This is a genomic window from Pseudofrankia coriaricola (genome assembly GCF_032027725.1).
Classification (GTDB): domain Bacteria; phylum Actinomycetota; class Actinomycetes; order Frankiales; family Frankiaceae; genus Pseudofrankia.
In genome coordinates, this window is the sequence record NZ_JASNFO010000023.1 from 1 (window position 1) to 19183 (window position 19183).

The following is a 19183-nucleotide window of genomic DNA, read 5'->3' on the forward strand; positions in this document are numbered from 1 at the left end:
CTGCGGGCTCGTGACTTGCGGGTTCGCGGCAGCCATTGATCGTCTTACTGACTACCAACGGTCTTGGAGATAGGCGCGCCGATTAGCTGGAAGACCTTTCTCTGGGTTTCGGTGGCGTTCGTGAGTAGCTGAAGGCTGCCGCCGCCGCTGATGCGGATCTCGTCGCGGGTCAGGGTGGCCAGGTGCGCGAGGAGGCCCTGGAAGCTGTAAAGAGGCGTTCCGTCGGGCTGTTCCTTGCGTGTGGATTTCCGGTTGGCGGCCTCGGAACGGAGAGCGGGCGCGACCGGGTCGGTGCGGCCTGGCGGCTCCTCGTCCGTGAAGGTGAGGGGGGCGAGCCGTTTCCTCAGGTGCCAGGTGATGTAGGCAGCGAGGGAGCAGATCAAGAGATGTGCGCGGACCCGGTTTTCCAGGTAGTGGTAGATCGGTCGCACCTGAAGGTCGGTCGTCTTGATCGTACGGAAGACTCGTTCGACCTGGGAGAGGTTCTTGTACGCGGTGACGATCTCGTCTCCGCGCATTCCGCTCGCGTGTTTCTCCTCGGCGCGGACGACGTAGATGCCGTCGAGCGCCGCCTCGGCGGCGATGCTCTCCTCCCGCCGGGCGATGGTGACATCGGCGTCCGTGATCGTGATCTCGAGGTGCTTCGCCATCTTCCGCCTGTGGACAATCTTCCCGATCTTCATGCCGATGTCCGCGGCGCCGACGATCCGGCCTTCCGTGACGGCGGCGACGACTGGGGCGAGCGCCTTTTCGGTGGCATCGAGCAGTTCGTCACGCTTGCGGGCACGCTCGGCTGCCAGGAAAGGGTTCCGGCAGGCGATCAGCCGCTCTCCGGGAAATTTCGGGTGGCGGATCTCGGCGAGGTTGGTCTCGTCGAACAGGGTCGGCTGCAGCGGGCCGTCCACGGCCGCGAGCTGGGCGATCTGGGGCGCGCGCAGGGCGGTGATCCATCCCAGGTCGTCGGACTCGCGGAGCGCCCTGATACGCGCCGACGTGATCATCCCTCGATCGCCGACCATGATCACACTCTTCAGGTGGAACGTTTTCTGGACGGCGTGCACGGCTTCGATGAACGCGGACGGGTCGCCGGTGTTACCGGGGAAGACGCGTATCGCGACAGGCCGGCCGTCGGCGTCCGTGAGGACTCCGTACTCGATCTGCTCGAGCCCGCGACGGCCGTCACGGGAATAGCCATGGGACGCCAGCGGGCAGCAGTGCCCTTCCATCCAGGACGACGACAGGTCGAAAAGAACCTGGCCGCCGTCGACGAGATGCCGGCCCACGAGTTGCCTTTCGATGTCGTCCTGCCGGTGTAGCAGCCAGTCCATGGCGGCATAGATCTCGTCGGTCGACGCCGTGTCTATCCCCAGGTCCGCGCCGAGCGTGTTGTCGGACCACCAGGATCTGGTGGCGAGCTTCGAACCGGGCTGGATAATCCGGGCGACAATCAGCGCTAGGGCGATATCCCGCTGTCGCCCAGCCGGCCCCAGCAGTGCCGGCAGGCCGAGCTGCCGGGCGACCGTCATGACCGCGGCGACATTGCCGTGCTGAAGAGACCGAGCGATCTCGACATCTTTCTCGACATCGACCAGCGTCCGGCCCGCGAGCGCTTTCCTGAGCACGTCGATGGCCGCCGGCGGAAGGTGCGAGACGTTCGCAATGGTCTCGTTCTTGACCTTTCCGTCTTCCCGGAAGGTACGCCGCACCAGATGCGACACGTACTCCCGCGGCTCGCCGGCCGCGTTCGTCTGCCGACTGACAATCCGGTCCACGTGCATAGCACCCGTTTGCCTCGCCACGAGTCGATGATCCCATCCAGCAAGATCCCGATCAAGCAACCTACTGACTACACTTCGGACAACACAGGCCAAAGTGCCAGGCTGTGCGCGTAGCGATCTTCGAGCACTCGCAAGTTCGGGCTAAACGCCGCGCCAGGGCAGCCCGCCGGGTCAATGGAGCTGTGCGGGCCGCCACGCGAGATGTTCACGCCGACGTTCGCCGCCGCGCGGGCCGTCGGCTGGAGCGCGAACATCCTCGAACAGGCGATGGACGGCAAGATAATCCGCCCCGCGGCGCGCTACGTGGGGCCGCCACCACCGCGGCCCGTGCCCGCCGGCTGACGCTTGTGGGCCGGTGCTGAGGTGGAAGCCGGCGTGGACGCCGATGGTCGCCGGGTTCTCGTGCCCGGGTCGCCCACGTCGGCGGGCGGCATGGCGCCAGGTATCTGGTCCATGGGGCAGGGTGAGCCGTAGAGGGAGCCGCTGCCGAGCTGGCAGCCGGCGGCGGCCAGTTCACGTGCCTGGGCCGGGTTGTCGAGGCTGGTGGCGATCACGGTGAGGTCGAGCCGGGCCGCGGCGGCGAGGACGGCGTCGCGGACCAGGTCGGCCCGCTCGTGACCGACCCGCTCACGGCCAGACGCGTCGCCGACGCGGGTGAGACAGCGGTCGAGCCTGATGATCTGGACGGGCAGGACGTGCCAGGCGGCGAGCGTGCTCGTGTCACCGCCGACTCCGTCGAGAGCCAGCCGGACGCCGCGGGCGGCGAGGTGCCGCAGGACGGGGGCCGCGCCGGCCGGGTCCGGGAAGCCGCAGGTGCCGGTGAGCGTCAGGATGATCGCCCGCGGGGGCAGGTCGAGGTCGACGAGAAGGTCCGCGATGCCGGCGACGGATGTCTGTTCCAGGTCGCGGTTCATCGGGATGGTGACGAAGGTCGGCGCCCAGTAACGTCGCGGTCCCCGCGCCGCCAGGTCCTGGCAGGCCTGTCGCAGGACGAGGTCGAGCAGGGGCATGGTCAGCCCGGCCTCGTCCGCGAGCCGGTGCACCTGCTCGGACACGAGCTCCCCCGTCCGCGGGCGGCTCCAGCACGGCGTGGCCTCGAGGGCGGCCGTCCGCCAGGTACGGAGATCGACCACCGGCCGGTAGCGGACATCGAGGACGCTGTCGGGATCGTCGCCGCGCAGCGCCTGGTCCAGGTGGGCGCGGATCTGCGGGGCCGATTCGGGCGTGGACAGGTCCGGGTGGTAGACGACCAGACCACCCTTGCCCTGGCGCTTCGCCGCGTACATGGCCAGGTCCGCGTCCCGAAGCAGGGAGTCGGCCACCGGATGACGAGCCGGGTCGGCCAGGACGAGGCCGAGGCTGGCACCGACCGGCCGGGAACGGCCCGCCAGCAGGCAGGGAGCCCGGATCGTCGCGGCCAGCCGGCGGCACACCGTCTCCGGGTCGTCGTGGCCGCCCTCGAGGAGCAGGGCGAACTCGTCACCGCCAAGTCGGGCGACCGTGTCGCTGGACCGGACAGTGTCGCGAAGCCGTCCAGCGGTGATCCGGAGCAGTTCGTCGCCGACGGCGTGGCCGAGTGTGTCGTTGACCCGTTTGAAGTCGTCCAGATCGCAGAACACGAGCGCGAACGGCCGGCCGTCCCGGAACGCGAGCGCGTGCGCCAGCTCGTCGGCGAACAGCGCCCGGTTGGCCAGCCCGGTGAGAGGATCGTGGAAAGCCTGGTGGTGCAGCTCCTGCCGGCTCGCCCGAACCGACACCAGCAGCCGGGTGTTCTCGCCCAGCATCATCATCTGCCGGACCAGGACCACCAACAACAGGCCGAGCAGGCCAAATGTCTCGACATGGCCGACGGCGCCGCCGGCGATCAGCTGGCTGACCGAGAGCCCGCCGACCACGCCGAGCGCCAGATAGGGCAACGCGGCCTGCACCCACAGGGTCCGCGGACCCCGGCGCCGGGTGGGCGCCGCGGAACTCGGCATCGGGACCAGGCAGGCCAGGAGGATCGACAACCAGCCCGCGACAGCGAGGACCTCCAGGATCGGCGAGATGCCGCGGACACGCTCGACGATCGCGATCAGATAGACCGCCGTATACGACAGCATCGCGCTCAGACCGGCGCCCAGCAGCGCGAGCGCGAGCCCCGACCGAGGCCGCCGGAACGTCGCCAGGAGCAGGATGCCAGCCACCAGGATCAAGAAACTCGCGGCCGACCCGACGGCGGACAGCAACCAAACGGTATCGACGTGTCGCGCCCGGACCATTGGCTCCAACAAGATCGACCACACGAGCAGGACGACGGAGCCGACGACCACCACGCAGTCCAGCGTGGTGATCGCATACCAGCGATGTCCGGCTCGGCCGGCGCCGACGCGACGATCCGCGGCGTCGAGCGGGTCGGTGGGAAAGGTCAGCACACCCGCCAAGGCCAGCGCGACGATCAGCAGGAAAGCCTGAGCCGACCCGGACATGCGCGTCGCGAGCGCCGATCCGTGCCCAAAGGCCCAGCCGACGTGCCAGACCAGCGCGACGGCCAACGGGACCATCGCCAGTTCGATGAGCAGCCGCCAGCGCCGGTCAGGCCCGCGGGCACGCCGCGCGGTCCACGCCAGGCAGACCACCGTCGCCAGGCTTACGGCGGCGGTCGCACAGCTGCCGACCGCCGCTCCTGGACGCGACGGAAGAACTATCGTGCATACAGCCACGACAACCAGGTAGGCCAAACCCACCGACGCCACGTAGCGTGGCGCCGAGCGACTGCCGGTCGTCATGGCGTGCTTCGCCTGCACATGTAGCACCCCCCAGCCGACCGCGTCAGAGTGCTCACGTTCCGATACAGCCGGCTCACGCGGAGTCTGCCCATGCGGAGTCCGCTGAAATCGGCTCAACCGCGTGACCAGCGCGGACGCCCAGCCGGCGGGGTTCCGGCCGGCCGCCCGGCCGGCGCGCCGTCAGTCCCCTCGGCGGCGCGCGATGTCCACCGGCTCCTTCCCGGCGACCAGCCACCCGCCGACCGCGGCCGCCAAAGGCACCCCGATCAGGAACAGCAGCGGGTAGATCGTCGGTATGCGGCCGAACACCGCGAGGTCGTGCCGGTACACCGCCAGCAGGCCGAGCCCGGCGCCGGCCGTTCCCAGCAGCACCCCGAGCAGGGCGAGGCCGCCGGCCGTCGCCGCCGTCAGGGTGCGCCGGATCCCGGCGGTCGCGCCGGTGGCCGTCAGGGTCCGCAGGTCGGCGGCGCCCTCGCCCCGGATGAGGCCGACAGCCATCGCCAGCACGGTGAGCGCGACGAGCAGCCCGCCGGCCGTGGAACCGGCCCGGACCGTCCCGACAGCCCCCTGCCCGTCCCGGGCCTCGATGGTCAGCCCGGCCTCGGCGGCGATGCGACGGGCCGCGGCGAGCTGGTCCGCTGCGAAAGGCTGGGCGGACTCGACCAGCCAGCCGGCGCGCACGGGCGTGAGTCCCCACCGGCGCACCGCGCCGGCGGTGAGCAGCGTGTCCGGGAGCGAGGTGTAGCCGCTGCCACGGATCCGCGTGATGGACGGATCTGTCTGGGTGCGGTCGGCCGCCTTGAACAGGACCAGGTGGCCGGCGCGGCTGGTGACCACCTCGGTGGACGCCGGGATCCTTGCCGGGTCGGCGCCGAGCAGCCGCAGCAGCTCCGGCGTGGCGACATAGACCACCACTGCCTCGGAGACGTTCTCGCTCCTCGGGATGCCGAACTCCTGGGCGTGCCGGACGGGCTCGCCGCTCGCCACCCCGGCCTCGGCCGGCGCGGCGGGGTCGTACGCCATGTCCAGCGGGAGGACGGTCGGGCCTGGCAGCCCGGTCGTCATCCGGCCGACCGCCGTCGACAGGTCCCGCAGTTGTTGCTCGGTCCGGATGGGGATGAGCGAGGGCGGGTCACCGGGCCGGGCGATACGGACGATCAGCTGACGGTCACTCAGGTTGCCGGTCGTCGGGGTCGCCTGGATGTCCGTCGCCACGATGACGATGGCCACGGGGACGCCGAGCGCCAGGCTGATCGCGGCCAGGGCCGCCCCGGCGCGCGCCTGGTGGCGTGCCAGGTCGCGCAGGGCCAGCCGGACCGCGATAGGGGCGCGGGCGCCGAGCCACCCGAGCAGCCTGATCGCGAACGGCGCCGCGAACGGAATCGCCAGCGCCGTGGCCAGCGTGCCCCCGACCGTCAGCGCCGGGCTGTCCTTCTCCCCCGCGGCGAGGCAGCCGAGCCCCACGGCGAGGAGGACCGCGGCGAGCGCCGCCGGTCGCCGGGTGGACCGCGGCGCGGGCGGGCGGCCCGCGAGCGCGAGCGTGACCGGGAGCCGGGACACCGTCCGGGCCGGCCACCACGCCGCCGCGGCCGACATCGCCACCGCCAGCACCGCGACGGCACCGACCAGGAACCACGGGATGTTGAGCCGGTCCACCCGGTGTCCTGTGGCCGACGTCAGCCAGCCCGTCGCCAGCGGCCAGAGAGCGAGCCCGGCGACGGTGCCGGCGACCGCTCCGACCAGGCCGATCAGCAGACCGGTGGCGATCATCACCAGTCGGATGTGCCGGGCCGTCGCGCCGACGGCGGCGAGCATGCCGAGCTGGCGCAGCCGGCGGTGGGCAAGGGCGCCGAACCCGGCGGCGGCAACGAACGCGACCAGGAGCAGCAGGATCGTCGCCCCGGCGAGGATCAGCGTGACGATCACGAGACGCTGGTTGTCGGGCCCCTGGCCGAGGCGCTGCGTCGACGTCGAGAGGCGCTGGTCGTCGGTGTGGCGCACATCGGCCCCGACGAACACCGACGCCGTGCTCGGCGGCGGGCCGGTCGAGGGTGCCACCAGAACGAAGGCGTCCTTCAGGTCGCTGGGGTTCTCGACGATGCCGACGATCGTCCGCGGGTGCCCGTCCAGCCCGACGCTGCCACCGAGCCGCAGGTCGAGCAGTTCGGCCATCCCCGCGGTGATGGCCGCCTCGCCGGGCCCGGACGGGTAGCGGCCACGGACGAGGCCGAGGAGCTGAGCGGTATACGTGCCGCGCGGCACCTGCGCGCGGTAGTCGACCGGGAGCGCGAGTCCCGGAGCGGTCCGTGCGGTGTGACCGACGACGTCGACCACCCCGAACCGGGCACGCAGGGTGGCGATGTCCGCGGCGACCGCCTGGGGATTGTTCCGCGCGCTCAGGACGTACACGCTGTCGGCCGTGCCCAGGACCGGGTCGGACGACGGCGGGGCGTTGTAGAGGGCGGTGCCTCCGAACACGGCGACGGACACCGTGAGCAGGAGCAGGAGCGTCACCAGCACCTGGGAGCGCCACTCGCGGCGCAGCATCCGCCACGCCCACCGCACCATCGCCCGCCGGGCCGGGAACCCTCCTCCGGCCGGGCCACGCCTGGCCGGGCCGTCCGGTGCTGGACCGGGGCCGGGAGCAGGGGCCGGGGCGGGCGGGCGCGGTGGCGCCTGCACGCTCATCGGGGTGCGTCCGCGGTGAGCAGCGACTCCGGGCCGGCCGCCGGCCCGGACTCGTCCACCATCACGCCGTCGCGGACGAACACGACCCGGTCGGCCCACGCGGCGAGCTGGGCGTCGTGGGTGGCCAGCACCGCGGCCACTCCCGCCTTGCACGCCCTGCGCAGCAGCCGCATGACGGCCTCGCCGGTCTGGGTGTCCAGCGCGCCGCTGGGCTCGTCCGCCAGCAGCAGCCGGCGCTCGCCGACGAGCGCGCGGGCGATCGCGACCCGCTGGCGCTGCCCGCCCGACAGCTCGTCGGGGAAGCTGCCGGCCCGGTCGGCGAGATCCAGGTCGGTCAGGACCCGCCGCGCGGCCGCGGACGCCTTCCTGGCCCGCACCCCGTCCAGCTCCAGCGGCAGCGCGATGTTCTCCGTGGCGGTGAGCCCGGGGAGCAGGTTGTAGTCCTGGAAGACGTAGCCGATGTGGCGGCGTCGCATCCGGGCCCGGTCGCCCGCCGGCATGCCGGCAATCGAGGTGCCCTCGACCAGGACCTCGCCGCTGGTCGGCTGCTCCAGGCTTCCCGCGATGGTGAGCAGGGTGGACTTGCCGGAACCGCTCGGCCCCATCACGGCGACCATCTCGCCGGCCCGGACGGTCAGGTCGATGTCGGTCAGCGCGTGCACCTCGGTCGCGCCCGAGCCGTACACCTTCGTCACGCCGCGCAGCTCGAGGATGGTGGTCGTCATCGGGCCGCCCTCGCGCCCGTGCCGCGCCGCGCCGGCGCGGCCGACGCGGCGGTGTGGTTCGCGGCCGTCGAAGGGACGGCCGGGGGAACGGCCACCGGTGTGTGGTGGCGCAGGCGCGCGTCCGCGGAGTCCAGCCACCGGACGAAGGCCTCCAGCCGGAAGATCTCGGCGTCCGCGACGAGGAGCAGGCCGAGGTCGTCCTCGGCGGCGTCCTGCTTCAACCGGGTGAACCGGCTCATCGTCTCGACCAGGTGGCGCCGGTGCGCCTGGATGATCTGGGCGACGTCGACGCCGGGCAGCCGCGCCGCCACTAGGATCTTGATGACCAGCTCGTCGCGGGGCGGAGCCTCGGCGGCGGGCGGTGTCCGCAGCCAGGCGGCCAGCTCCTCGCCGCCCTCCGGCGTGATCCGGTAGGCCTTCTGCGGCCCCGGCTCCTCGCCGTCGTCGGACGCGACCAGGCCGTCCCGATCGAGGCGTGCCACGGTCGTATAGACCTGGCCGACGTTGAGCGGCCAGATCTCACCGGTGCGCGCCTCGAACTCCTGGCGCAGCTGGAGCCCGTACTTCGGCCCCTCGCTCAGCAGGGCCAGCAGGGCATGTCGCACGCTCATGGGCACCATCCCTTCGGGGTATACCCGGTATCATACCCGGTATATGGCGACCGTCCGCAACCCCCGACCAGTGCCGTGACCGATGAGCGCGGGGCGGCGGCCAGGCATCGAGATCGCCGCACCCGCCCGCGCACCAGCCCGCGCACCAGCCAGCCAGCTGGCATCGGATGGCCGACACCGAGGGCGTGGCCCGGTCGGCGTCCGGCGCGTCGCGGAACTGCCCACGAAACTGGGGCCGACAAGGCTGGCCGCGGAAAACGAGGGCGGAACGCGAGGGCCGAAAAATGCTGGTAAGTAATGCCCAGGTATTGAGTTACGATGATATTCGGCCATATAAGTACGACACGAAGAACAAGGGATTCCCCGTATATCGGGGTCTGGAACGGCGCCTGGCCGGGCTCACGTGCGACGACCAGCCGGACGACGTGGTCCGCCATGTTCTGGCGGTCTGTTCCGGGTACGCGTACGGGGAGGTCGAGTCCACCCAGCGCGACCCCGACGAGCTGCGGGGCATCAACGCGCTGTCCGCCATGCTGGTGCGGATGGGCCTGCCCCGCAACAGGTGCCGCATCATCACCGAGCGAAACGACGCCATGCTCATCCGCTCGACGGTCTTCGTCGTGCAGAGCGAGAAAAGGGACGTCGTCATCCTCGTGTACCGCGGCACCGACCCGTCGAGCCTGATGAACTGGCTCACCGACATGGAGATCCACTCGCGCGAGCCCAGCCTGGTCGATCTCGGTGGTCACCGCGCCTACCCCGTGCACGGCGGCTTCTACCGGAACCTGCGGTCGACCAGGTCCGAGGTCCTGCGGACACTTCAGTTCGCGATGGCGAGGCGGCCCCTGGAAGACGCAGGCAAGGCTTCACCCCGGCCGGCGCGGCTCCCCGCCCGCGAAAGGCCGGCGCTCTACGTCACGGGCCACAGCCTCGGCGGGGCCATGGCCGCGATCATGGGCCTGATGCTCATGACCGACCCCGCGTACCAGGACGAGCTCGGCACGGCGCTGCGGGCCGTCTACACCTTCGGCCAGCCCATGATCGGCCCGGCCGGGATCGACGAGGGCTACGAAGCCGTGCCGCCCCAGTACCGGGCGCCGGTGCTCCGCTACATCTACCGGCAGGATCCGGTACCCCGGGTGCCGGCCGCCGATCTCGGCCCCTTCGCCCATTTCGGCGCCGAGTACCGCTACAACGGCAAGTGGACGGAAAGCGCCCGGCCAATCCGCCCGATGGCCAGCATTCTTGGCCTCGGCGGGGCCTTCCTCGCGTTCCCCATGGAACAGATCCCCATTTTCAACGGGCTGCTGCCCTATACGATCTCCGATCACTTCCCGCAGAACTACATCGAAGCCTGCGCCAACCATCGCAGCGAGTATGGCGACGACCGGATGGAAAACATCTCCGATCTTTCTCGAGGACACCTTCCGACAGTTGTCCCGCTGCCGTCGATGAGGCACCTGCCGCTGTCGAGGGCCTGGCCGCTCGCCGCCCGTCTCCCGATCCCCGTCCTCGGTTCCCTGCGGCTCCTGCGGGACCTCACCCGACGATGACGAGCCCGCAAGCCCCATCCGTCACGCCGAGGCCGAGGCCGGGGCGGCAGCTGCCGACGCGTCTGCCGCCCCGGCCGCGGCCGGATGCTCATCCGCCGACGAGGGGGGTCAGGGGCCGGCGATGTCGAACAGGTTGCCCTCCGGGTCGGCCAGGGTCGTCCAGCCGTCGTGGTCGGCGACCCGCTTCGCGCCGAGGCCGACCGCCCGGTCGACCTCGACGGCCGGGTCGGTGGCCGCCAGGTCGACGTGCAGCACGTTCTTACCGGGGTTCTTGTCCGGGACGAGCGCGAAGGATAGCGGGGGCGTGCTCGTGACGGTCGCCCAGTCGGCGGTGGCGCCGTCGGCGATCGGCGCGCCGAGCAGGTCGGACCAGAACCGCGCGAGCGCGAGCGTGTCGGTGCTGTCGACGACCACGCTGGCCATGGCGAGAGACATCGGAGGTTCCTTTCGGTTGGGTCGGTCAGATCGGTGGGTCGGTCAGGCGGGCGCCTCGGCCTTGTTCCAGAGGGGCGCGACCAGGCGAAGCCGTTCTCAGGCGGTGGCCCGGACGGGCCAGTAGACGTCGGTACGAGCGACGGAAGGGTCGTCGCCGTCCGGCCCGACGCGGTAGACCTCGCGGATCGCGTCCGGGAGGCCGGCCGCGTGGCGGACGACATGGCTGCCGAGCGCGCCGTACGTGCGGTCGAAGTCGTCGAACCCGCCGAGGTGCTCGGCGACAGCGAACCGTCCGCCGGCCAGTTCGATGCTCTCGACGCCCGCGGCGACATCCCGCGCGCGAGGCGCCGCACCGCGCGGGACCGGCACGAACGCGACGACCTCGCCGCGCTCGTCCTCGAAGTACTCGTGGGCCCAGGTCGCCCCATGTGGCCCGGCCGCGCGCGCGTCGACGTGGGCGAGCGCGGAGTCCAGCAGCAGCCGCGCGTCCGCGTACCAGCCACCAGCGTCGAGGGCCGCCACGGTCGCACGCACGGCGAAGACCGGCTGGACCGGCACGTCCAGGAACGTCACAGCCAGCGGCGCGGACGGCGCGGACGAGAGCAGCTCGCGCAGCGAGGCGACGACGCCCCGTGTTCTGGCGAGCTCCGCCTCCATCCGCTCCAGGTGGGACCGGATGGTCGCGTCGCGCGCAACGTCGTCGGGCGCCCGCAGAACCGCGCGCACCTCCGGCACCGGCATGTCCAGATCCCGCAGCCGGCGGATCAGATGCGCCCGCGGGACCTGGTCCAGCGAGTAGCGCCGGTAGCCGGTCGACGGGTCGATCGCGGCTGGCTCCAGCAGGCCGACGTCGTGATAATGCCGCAGCGTCTTGACGCTCAGGTAGGTGAGCCGGGAGAACTCACCGATCGACACGACGGGGTCCGGTTCGAACATGGGTCGAGCTTCGACCCTCCGGCAACGGGAGAGTCAACACCACCCGGGCGGACGGCAGGGAACGCCGGTGTTCGCCGACCTCTCCGGGCTGCCGCCCCTGCTGGTGCAGGTGGGGGCACATGAGATCCTGCTCGACGACGCGGTGCGCCTCGCCGGTCAGGCCGGCGCCCACGACGTCGACGTCACGCTGGAGATCTGGCCGGGCGTACCGCACGTGTTCCAGAACTTCGCGGGGGCGCTGGAGGAGGCCGACGAGGCACTCGACCGGGCCGGCCAGTTCCTGTCACGGTGCCTCGCGGCATCACCAGCGTCCTGACGATCACCAGCGTCCCGACGCCGCGGCCCGGCTGCCGCCGAGGGCATCGCCCGGCATCGAGGACAGCCGCGGCTACGGCTTGCGGCCGATTCCGCCAGCCATGAGACGCTGCCCCACTGTCAGCGGGGGGCTCACCGGCTCGTCCGGCCGCCATTCGGGCAGGTAGACGACGCCTGGATCCAGCAGTTCCAGCCCGCTGAAGTACCCAGCTATTTCATCCAGGGTGCGGAACCGCCCGGTGCCGAGATCCCGGAGCATGGCGTCCTCAAGCGCCACGGCGTCCGGGCTCGACGCGCAGAAATGGGTCAGGAAGAGATAGCTGCCCGACGGAATGGCGTCCAGGTAGGCGGCCACGATCCCGTTGGGGTCCTCGTCGTCGCCAAGATGGTGGATGACGCCGATGAGGAGCACACCCACCGGCTGGGACAGGTCGATGTGCTTGGAAATCTCGGGGCGGGCGAGAACGTCGGCCGGATCGCGCAGGTCGGCGGTGACCACGCTCGTGTTGTCGTTCTCGGCCAGCAGAGCACGCCCGTGCGCGAGCACGATCGGGTCGTTGTCGACGTACACGACCTGGGCGCCCGGTGTCTGGCGCTGGGCCACCTGATGCGTGTTCTCGACGGTCGGCAGGCCCGAGCCGAGGTCGATGAACTGGCGGATCCCGGCTTCCCTGGTCAGGAAGGTGACGCCCCGGCGGAGGACCGCCCGGTTGTACCGGCCGACGTCACCGATCTCCGGCACGATCCGCAGCGCCTCGTCGGCGATGGCCCGGTCGACCTCGAAGTTGTCCTTGCCGCCGAGGACGGCGTCATACACCCGGGCGATGCTCGGCCTGGTCACGTCGATCTCGGCTGGCTCCGCCTGCGTAGCGGCGGCCCCGGGCTCCTGCTGCTGGTTGGACATCCACGTCCCTCCTCGTCGAGTCCCGGCCGCCGAGCGACCCACAGTGTGATCAAGCACCCATGGTCAATGGATCAGCACAATTCCTACACCATCGGCATTTCGCCCTGACACGGACCCACCCCGTTGAGCGACCATCGGAGCCAGGGACGCCCTCGCATCCCGGGTATGCCGCCGGGTCATGGTTACTACCAGTAATCGAGCGCCCGAGGCCCTCAGCCTCCCGCCGCAAGGCCTCCGATCGGTGCTGGACACCACCCGAACCCGCGACGGCGGCAGGTCTCGCGGCACCCGCTTCCGTAGCGGCGAGGTGCTCTGTCGACATCAGTGTTTCCGGCAACATGGAAACGCGCGGGCACCGGATCCGTGGACAGAATCGGGCTGATGGCGGTGTTGAGCGTCGCGGGCACAACGAGTGCCGATATTCATGGGTCCGCCCGGATGAGTAGGCGGCACGAGCATGGGTAACGCCGCGAATCCGGTCCTGCTCACCGCGACGCGGTCGGGGACCGTCGAGTCCTGGCATCGGGGCTCGCTGGTCCTCCTCGACGCCGGCGGCGCGGTCGAGGTCTCCTTCGGCATGCCAGACCGCCCCATCTTCGCCCGCTCGTGTCTCAAGCCTCTGCAGGCGGCCGCCATGGTCGACGTCGGATTTCCGGGACGGCGCGAACAGTTGGCCCTCGCCGCCGCCAGCCATGACGGCGAGCCCGTGCACCGTCAGACGGTCCGAGCGATCCTGGCGTCCGCGGGCCTCGACGAGGAGGCGCTGCGCTGCCCGCCGGCATGGCCCGGCAGTGAGGAGGCACGCCTCCAGTGGATCAGGGAGCGCGGCGAGCCGGCGCGGATCTGCCACAACTGCTCGGGCAAGCACGCGGCGATGCTCGCGACGTGTCGCGCGGCCGGATGGGACACGAGCACCTACCGGCTGCCGACGCATCCCCTGCAGGTTCTCATCCGAGAGGCGGTCGCGCGGTACGCCGGTCAGCCGGTCGCCGCGACCGCGGTCGACGGATGTGGCGCGCCCGCGCACGCGATCAGTCTCATCGGGCTGGCAAGCTCCTTCGCTGGCCTGAGTCGGGCCGTGGACGGATCCGCCGCGCTCGTGTCCTCGGCGATGAAGGAACACCCCACACACATCGGGGGAACTCGCCGGCCCATCACGCACCTCGTCGCCGACGTGCCGGGTCTGCTCGCCAAGGACGGTGCTGAGGCAGTAATCGCCGCTTCGCTGCCTGACGGTCGGTCGTTCGCCGCCAAGCTCGACGACGGCGCGGCACGCGGGCTGGGGCCACTGCTCAGCGCCGCGCTGAGTTACTGGCGTAGCCAAGGCCAGGCCGTCGCGCGATGGCGCGCGGTCCCGGTCACCGGCGGCGGCGAACAGGTCGGCGAGCTCGGCTGGTCGGCGGACCTCCGCGCCGCGGTCGATGCACCCATCTCCCGTCGGTAGACCACAGACCGTTGGTGAACAGGGTTGGCCTCGGCCGGCCCCGCGAGACGACAGAAGAACGCGCGCCACGGGACGGGTTGGTGTCAGCGCGTGATCTGGTGGAGTTGTGGACGACAGAACCCCGGACATCCCACCAGATCATGGGGAGACCCGTGACCTGGCGGAATCTTCGGCGCCTACGCGACGGTCATCGGGTTCGCCCTCGAGGTTTTTCATTTGGCCAGCAGCAAGAAACGCCAGCAGTGCATCCACTGTCGTTGGACCGGCCCAGTCAGGCGCCGGCGACGTTGTTCACGAGGCGGTCGAGCTGCCGCTCGAGGTCGACGATCTCCTGGTCGGCGAAGCCGTCGCGGAGACGGCGGTCGAAGTCGACGACGATCTTGCGTAGCCGCAGAAATGCCTCCTCCCCCGCCGCGGTGAGCTCGACATTCTGAATCCGCCGATTCGCCGGGTCGCGCCGCCGGACGATCAGGCCCTGACCCTCGATGGCATTGAGGTGGTGGGTGAGCGTCGCCTCCCGGATGCCCACGGCCCGGGCCAGCTCGCGCTGGTTGGCCAGGGCGCCGCCCGTCTTGAGGTTGAGCAGCACCAGCCAGACTGGCATGGACCCGCCGCCAGCCGCCAGCGCCTCGTCGAACGCGCGGCTGACCACCCGTGCCGTCCGTGCCAGGTGGAGGCCGATCGGAGAGCGGGTGGGAGGCACGCGGACAGCATACTCATACTTCGATGCCTAATGCTTTGACATCGAAACATTCGATGTCTACGGTTGTCGTCATGAGCACACACCCCGCCGACACGTCCCGCCGCTACCTGAAGCCGCCGTGGTTCGCCCGCGTCGTGGGCAACCGGATGGCGGCCCGTTTCCGCCCCGACGTCGTCTGGCAGCTTTCGGTGGTCGGCCGGCAGAGCGGCCGCACGCGACGGGTCCCCGTCGCCGTCCTGCACCACGACGGCGAGCGCTACCTCATCGCCGCCCGCGGTCAGACCGACTGGTCGCTGAACCTGGCTGCCACTGGTCACGGCCGGCTCGACCACGAGGGCCGAACCGAGGACATCGAGGTCACCGACGTCCCCGTGTCGGCCCGGCCGCCACTGATCGACGCCTACCTCGCGAGCTACGGCCGGATGCCCACCGTTGGCGCTTCGTTCCGTGCCCTGCCCGATCCGGCGGACCACCCGACCTTCCGTATCACCCGCTCCACACCCCGAGCCTGACCGCGGGGAAGCCAAGGCCGGTCCAGCCGCACCACCGCGTCACCGCGCTACGAGCTTGACCGGCGGATCTGTACCCATGTCACACATGGTGCAGTCTTCCGGTCGGTCCAGGTCGGGCCGTAGGTTTGATCCCATGGCGCACCGCCGGTCACGGTATGTCGCCTACCTGCGTCGGTCGATCGACCAGACCGGGGAGGCCCTAGGCGTCGAGGCCCAGCGGGAACTGATCTTACTGTGGGCGGCGACCCACGGCGTGACGATCGCGGAGTGGTATTGCGACAACGGGATCACGGCGAGCCGTGACGATGTGGTCCGCCCGGACTATGAGCGGATGATCGCCGACATCCGCGACAGCGCGGACGTGCCGATGGTGCTGGTGGTGGAAGCGTCCCGGTTGAACCGGGAGGAGACCGCCGTGGCCGCGTTCTCGAAGTTGATGCGGCAGGCGGGCGGGTCGGTGGTGGCGATCGACGTGTCGGGCGGGTCCACCGCCTACGACCTGTCGACCACGGCGGGGCGGGTGGCCTACCGCGACAAGGCCACCGACGCCGTCAACGAGTCCGAGCAGATCAGTGACCGGATGTACCGGTGGCACGCCCGCAAGCGCGGCGCGCACGAGTGGTCGGGCGGGGGGCCGCCGTATGGGTGGCGCCGGACGGTGGACCTGTCCCCGAACGGCCGCAAGATCGTGGTCACGTGGGTGGTCGACGACGACCGGGCCAGGATCGTGCGCGAGATCGCGCGCCGCCTGGCCGCTGGCGAGGCCACCGGGAAGATCTGCGCCGATCTCAACAGCCGTGGGATTCCCGGCCCCGGTAAGACGCATCACGACCATGCGCCGTCGCTGTGGTCGATGACGTCGGTTCGGATGATGTTGCGGAATCCGCGGCTGGCTGGCTGGTACGCCGAGCAGGGCCCGGATGGGGCGAGGGACCTTCGGTGCTCACCGTCTCGGCGGCCACCTGCCCCGCCAGGTCCGCGCCGCCGGCCGCGTCGTCGTGGTCGTCGAAGGGCAGCGCGATCTCCCCGGTCAACGGCCCCGACCCGCGCCGCCGCGTCACGGCCCCGCCCCCGACGAGTCCGCCACCGCAGCCGGATCACGACCCCGACCGACATAGCGCCACTGCCCGACGACCACCGTGTCCGGGTCCCCGTCCGGACGGCCGAACTCATCGAGCACGACCGGGCCGCCGTCGCCGTCCAGGCCCAGGGGGCGGCCGGACAGGGCCGCCGCCAGCAGCCGGGACCAGCGCCGCCGCACCCCGCGCAACTCCCGAAACGTCGTGCTGTACCGGCGCGATTTCGTCAGCCAGTGGCCTGCAAAGCCATAGGCGTGGGACCAGCGGATAAGCCCGACCGTCCGCCCCGGGACACGGCCCGCCGCCACATCGAGCGCTTCCGCGAAGGCTCGGTCGTTGCCGAGGCGCCAGCAGGTCTGCTCCATCGCCGTCATGCGCTCCGCCGTCGTTATCTTGAGCTTTCTTTGGGCCCGTCAGCCCGCCACGCCACGGGGGCCCCGCCTCGCTTCGCTCGGCACCCCCGGACGTGTCGGGCTGCCACCCGCCCGCGCGCGTCGGAGCGGCGGCCCGTCGCCAAGGCGAAATGAGCCGCCACGCTGGCCGTACGGCGTTGCGTGCTTCGGCGGGGCGCGCGGTCGGGTTCTCTGGCCGGCAGCGGCGAGAGCTCGTCGCCGAGTTCCTCTTCGAACGGCTCGCCGAGCAAGCCGCCTGTTCGCGCTGCTCTGCCTGCGCGAACCAGTGGCCCGCCTGGGTACTGGGCGCTGTCGGCTCGGTCTCGCCGGCGCGCGCCGGGTCGGCTTAGCTGCGGCTCGGGTAGCCCTTGCCCTCGACACTGATCGTGGCCCGCCGTCCCCGGACGTGGACGAACGCCGGGCCGCCTCCGAAGCGGAGACGAGCAGCCTCGGATGGGATGCTGCCATCGACCTCGTCACAACGCTGGACCGGTCTTGTCTCGATCTGTAAGATAATCTCCCTCTTAGTATCTGGGAGTTGCTTCGGATGTATCAGCTGATGACGACTGTCAGCATCCTGATCGACGACATTCACGCTGGCGTCGAGACATTGCGCCGCGCGATCGGCATCCCCGAGCCGCGCCCGAGGTCGTATCGCAGCGGCCCTGGCATCGACGCTGTGTTCTGCCGCGTCCACCCGAAGTACGCCGTTGCCCCGACCTTCCTGGAATTGGTAGCGCCCGGCACCATTGAGGGTCTTCCGGGCGGCGCCCCCGTCTTTCCCGCCCGCGAGGTCTCAGAACACCAAGGCGACCGGGCAATCAAGTGGCACGCCACCGAACTCGCCATGACCGACGAGCAGATGGCCGAACTCGCCGACCATCTTGAGGGCATCGGCGTCGCCGTCGGGTACCACCCACCCGACGCCCGCGACCGGTTCTACCTTGGCGGCCACCCCGCCTCGCGGACCTACGATCCAACCGCGGACGCCGGCCTGTTCATAGAGGCAACCAAGAGCGGCCACCTCGGCCTCCCCGACGACACCTTCCAGGCGCCGGCCGACATCCCACCGGGCGTCCAGCCCGAAACCATGGTGCGGATGGTGGCTCGGGAGTACCTGGTGAAGAACCTGGACACGACCCTCGCCGCGCTCGATCGCAACCTACGCTGGACACCCAGCTCAGTCGCCAATGAGGACGGTCACCGTCGCGCCGTAATGCCGTTCAGTACTCCGCGCAGCACCCGCCTCGAACTCGTCGAACCGACCGGACCGGGCCGGGTCGGCGACGCCTACGAGCAGCTCGGCCCCGGTGCCTGGACCATCCGCATCGCTGTGGTCGACGTCGACGCGAAGGCCAAGGACCTCAACGAACGCGGCACGCCCCACACCCTCGACCACGGGGTCCTGCGCCCCGACCCGGCATCCACCTTGCAGGTGCCCTTCGAGTTCATCACCGCCTGACACGCCTCGCCGAAACGGAAGGAGTGTCCGACCGCCCCATTCGGCGCGTTCCACTACGGCCGACCCGTCGATGGCCTCTACGAATGGAGCAACGTACTCGTCGCGTTGCCGCTCGCCATCGCCGCTGCAGCTACTCCAGCGGGCGAGGCTCCGCTGATATTCAGCGACACTCCGGTGAGTACTACTACGGCGGGCACGACACGGGCGGGGGCGTCCATCCCTCCGCCCCCGCCCAAACTTCCGCCCCCGGCGACGCGGCTCACCCGGCACACGGACCCTGACGTCACGGGTTGACGGCCTGGCCCCCGTCGTCCGAGACCGCACCGCGGACTCCGTCAGCACCAACGCGACCGGCCACGGCCAGCGGGAGTGCCGTCGCGTCGCGCGGCGGGTGGCAGTGGGTTGCCCATTCCCCGGCTGTGCCGATGATCTAACGGCCTGGTGACGGCATCAAGGGCGGGCTACGCCCGTCGGCTTCGCCGACCACCCTTCGGGCGACCCTTGACACCGCCACCATGCCGCTACGTGCGGCACCTGCGGGGGATGGGGGAGGAAAAATGGGAGGGCCGAAGACAACGCCCCCAGACATTTACACGGGCGACGCCGGAAATACGCGGGCCGCTATTAGCGCGTGAAGAAAGAAACACCGCGCGGCCAGGTAACCCTATGTCGCACGGCACGGAAAGCGTCGCCAGAGAACGGGGGAAATGTTTCATGTGAAACCAGGAGAGCGCATGCATGCCGATATTCGCCCGGCCGGTAAATGCTCGCTTCTTGGCCGCTCGAATTCGCCGAATTGGCCGCGCCGCGCGGTCTGGTGAAGTATTATGAGAGGTGAAAGATAAATCAATAAAGCGGCCCGGGAAGGTGCTGGTAAC

Annotated in this window: 16 protein-coding genes and 1 pseudogene; 7 read left to right on the plus strand and 10 right to left on the minus strand. The window is 70.6% G+C overall.

Features of this window, described 5'->3' with window-relative positions; translation table 11 throughout:
- Positions 1-44 precede the first annotated feature (44 nt).
- Positions 45-1772, minus strand: a complete 1728-nt coding sequence (locus QOZ89_RS13365) for an IS1634 family transposase (protein WP_312623741.1) — start codon at positions 1770-1772, stop codon at positions 45-47.
- 180 nt (positions 1773-1952) lie between these two features.
- Between QOZ89_RS13365 and QOZ89_RS13370 the strand changes: the two genes are divergently transcribed.
- Entirely contained in the window at positions 1953-2120 is a 168-nt protein-coding gene (locus QOZ89_RS13370; RefSeq protein WP_491677130.1) for a citrate/2-methylcitrate synthase, read from the plus strand.
- Here the strand turns inward: QOZ89_RS13370 and QOZ89_RS13375 are convergent.
- The 4 genes from QOZ89_RS13375 to QOZ89_RS13390 all read right to left on the minus strand — a co-directional run bounded on the left by QOZ89_RS13375 (position 2078) and on the right by QOZ89_RS13390 (position 8570).
- Positions 2078-4396 (minus strand): putative bifunctional diguanylate cyclase/phosphodiesterase, encoded by a 2319-nt coding sequence (locus QOZ89_RS13375; RefSeq protein ID WP_312623927.1) that lies wholly within the window; start codon positions 4394-4396, stop codon positions 2078-2080. The two genes, QOZ89_RS13370 and QOZ89_RS13375, sit on opposite strands and share 43 nt — an antisense overlap.
- Positions 4397-4726: 330 nt before the next feature.
- Complete coding sequence (locus QOZ89_RS13380; RefSeq protein ID WP_312623928.1) at positions 4727-7234, minus strand: FtsX-like permease family protein; 2508 nt, start codon at positions 7232-7234, stop codon at positions 4727-4729.
- On the minus strand, positions 7231-7959 hold the full coding sequence (locus tag QOZ89_RS13385; protein ID WP_071048247.1) for an ABC transporter ATP-binding protein: 729 nt from the start codon (positions 7957-7959) through the stop codon (positions 7231-7233). Before QOZ89_RS13385 ends, QOZ89_RS13380 begins: the two co-directional genes overlap by 4 nt.
- Positions 7956-8570, minus strand: a complete 615-nt coding sequence (locus QOZ89_RS13390) for a PadR family transcriptional regulator (RefSeq protein ID WP_071048248.1) — start codon at positions 8568-8570, stop codon at positions 7956-7958. Before QOZ89_RS13390 ends, QOZ89_RS13385 begins: the two co-directional genes overlap by 4 nt.
- 308 nt (positions 8571-8878) lie before the next feature.
- Here QOZ89_RS13390 and QOZ89_RS13395 point away from each other — a divergent pair, with 308 nt between their 5' ends.
- Positions 8879-10123 (plus strand): lipase family protein, encoded by a 1245-nt coding sequence (locus tag QOZ89_RS13395; RefSeq protein ID WP_312623929.1) that lies wholly within the window; start codon positions 8879-8881, stop codon positions 10121-10123.
- 108 nt (positions 10124-10231) lie between these two features.
- Here the strand turns inward: QOZ89_RS13395 and QOZ89_RS13400 are convergent, their stop codons facing one another.
- Positions 10232-10558, minus strand: a complete 327-nt coding sequence (locus QOZ89_RS13400) for a VOC family protein (RefSeq protein ID WP_071048250.1) — start codon at positions 10556-10558, stop codon at positions 10232-10234.
- 96 nt (positions 10559-10654) lie between these two features.
- Complete coding sequence (locus QOZ89_RS13405) at positions 10655-11494, minus strand: MerR family transcriptional regulator (RefSeq protein WP_071048251.1); 840 nt, start codon at positions 11492-11494, stop codon at positions 10655-10657.
- On the opposite strand from QOZ89_RS13405, the gene QOZ89_RS13410 reads away from it, so the two are divergent.
- Positions 11493-11810: an alpha/beta hydrolase gene (locus QOZ89_RS13410; RefSeq protein ID WP_349308009.1), complete on the plus strand. Its 318-nt coding sequence runs from the start codon at positions 11493-11495 to the stop codon at positions 11808-11810. The genes QOZ89_RS13405 and QOZ89_RS13410 overlap by 2 nt on opposite strands.
- 72 nt (positions 11811-11882) lie before the next feature.
- On the opposite strand, the gene QOZ89_RS13415 is transcribed toward QOZ89_RS13410, so the two are convergent.
- Complete coding sequence (locus QOZ89_RS13415) at positions 11883-12713, minus strand: SAM-dependent methyltransferase (protein ID WP_071048253.1); 831 nt, start codon at positions 12711-12713, stop codon at positions 11883-11885.
- A gap of 457 nt (positions 12714-13170) precedes the next feature.
- On the opposite strand from QOZ89_RS13415, the gene QOZ89_RS13420 reads away from it, so the two are divergent.
- Positions 13171-14157, plus strand: coding sequence for an asparaginase (locus tag QOZ89_RS13420; RefSeq protein WP_071048254.1), 987 nt, complete (start codon positions 13171-13173; stop codon positions 14155-14157).
- A gap of 271 nt (positions 14158-14428) precedes the next feature.
- Here the strand turns inward: QOZ89_RS13420 and QOZ89_RS13425 are convergent, their stop codons facing one another.
- Positions 14429-14809 (minus strand): MarR family winged helix-turn-helix transcriptional regulator, encoded by a 381-nt coding sequence (locus QOZ89_RS13425; protein ID WP_083418462.1) that lies wholly within the window; start codon positions 14807-14809, stop codon positions 14429-14431.
- A gap of 122 nt (positions 14810-14931) precedes the next feature.
- On the opposite strand from QOZ89_RS13425, the gene QOZ89_RS13430 reads away from it, so the two are divergent.
- A complete protein-coding gene (locus tag QOZ89_RS13430; protein ID WP_071048256.1) occupies positions 14932-15372 on the plus strand; it encodes a nitroreductase/quinone reductase family protein in 441 nt (146 codons plus the stop codon).
- Between the two features lie 133 nt (positions 15373-15505).
- A pseudogene (locus QOZ89_RS47325) lies at positions 15506-16267 on the plus strand (recombinase family protein); the annotation flags it as partial.
- Positions 16268-16429: 162 nt separating this feature from the next.
- Here the strand turns inward: QOZ89_RS47325 and QOZ89_RS13440 are convergent.
- Positions 16430-16825, minus strand: a complete 396-nt coding sequence (locus QOZ89_RS13440; RefSeq protein WP_071048258.1) for a replication initiator — start codon at positions 16823-16825, stop codon at positions 16430-16432.
- Between the two features lie 577 nt (positions 16826-17402).
- Here QOZ89_RS13440 and QOZ89_RS13445 point away from each other — a divergent pair.
- Positions 17403-18305, plus strand: a complete 903-nt coding sequence (locus QOZ89_RS13445; protein ID WP_131803902.1) for a hypothetical protein — start codon at positions 17403-17405, stop codon at positions 18303-18305.
- The last annotated feature ends 878 nt before the right edge of the window (positions 18306-19183 follow it).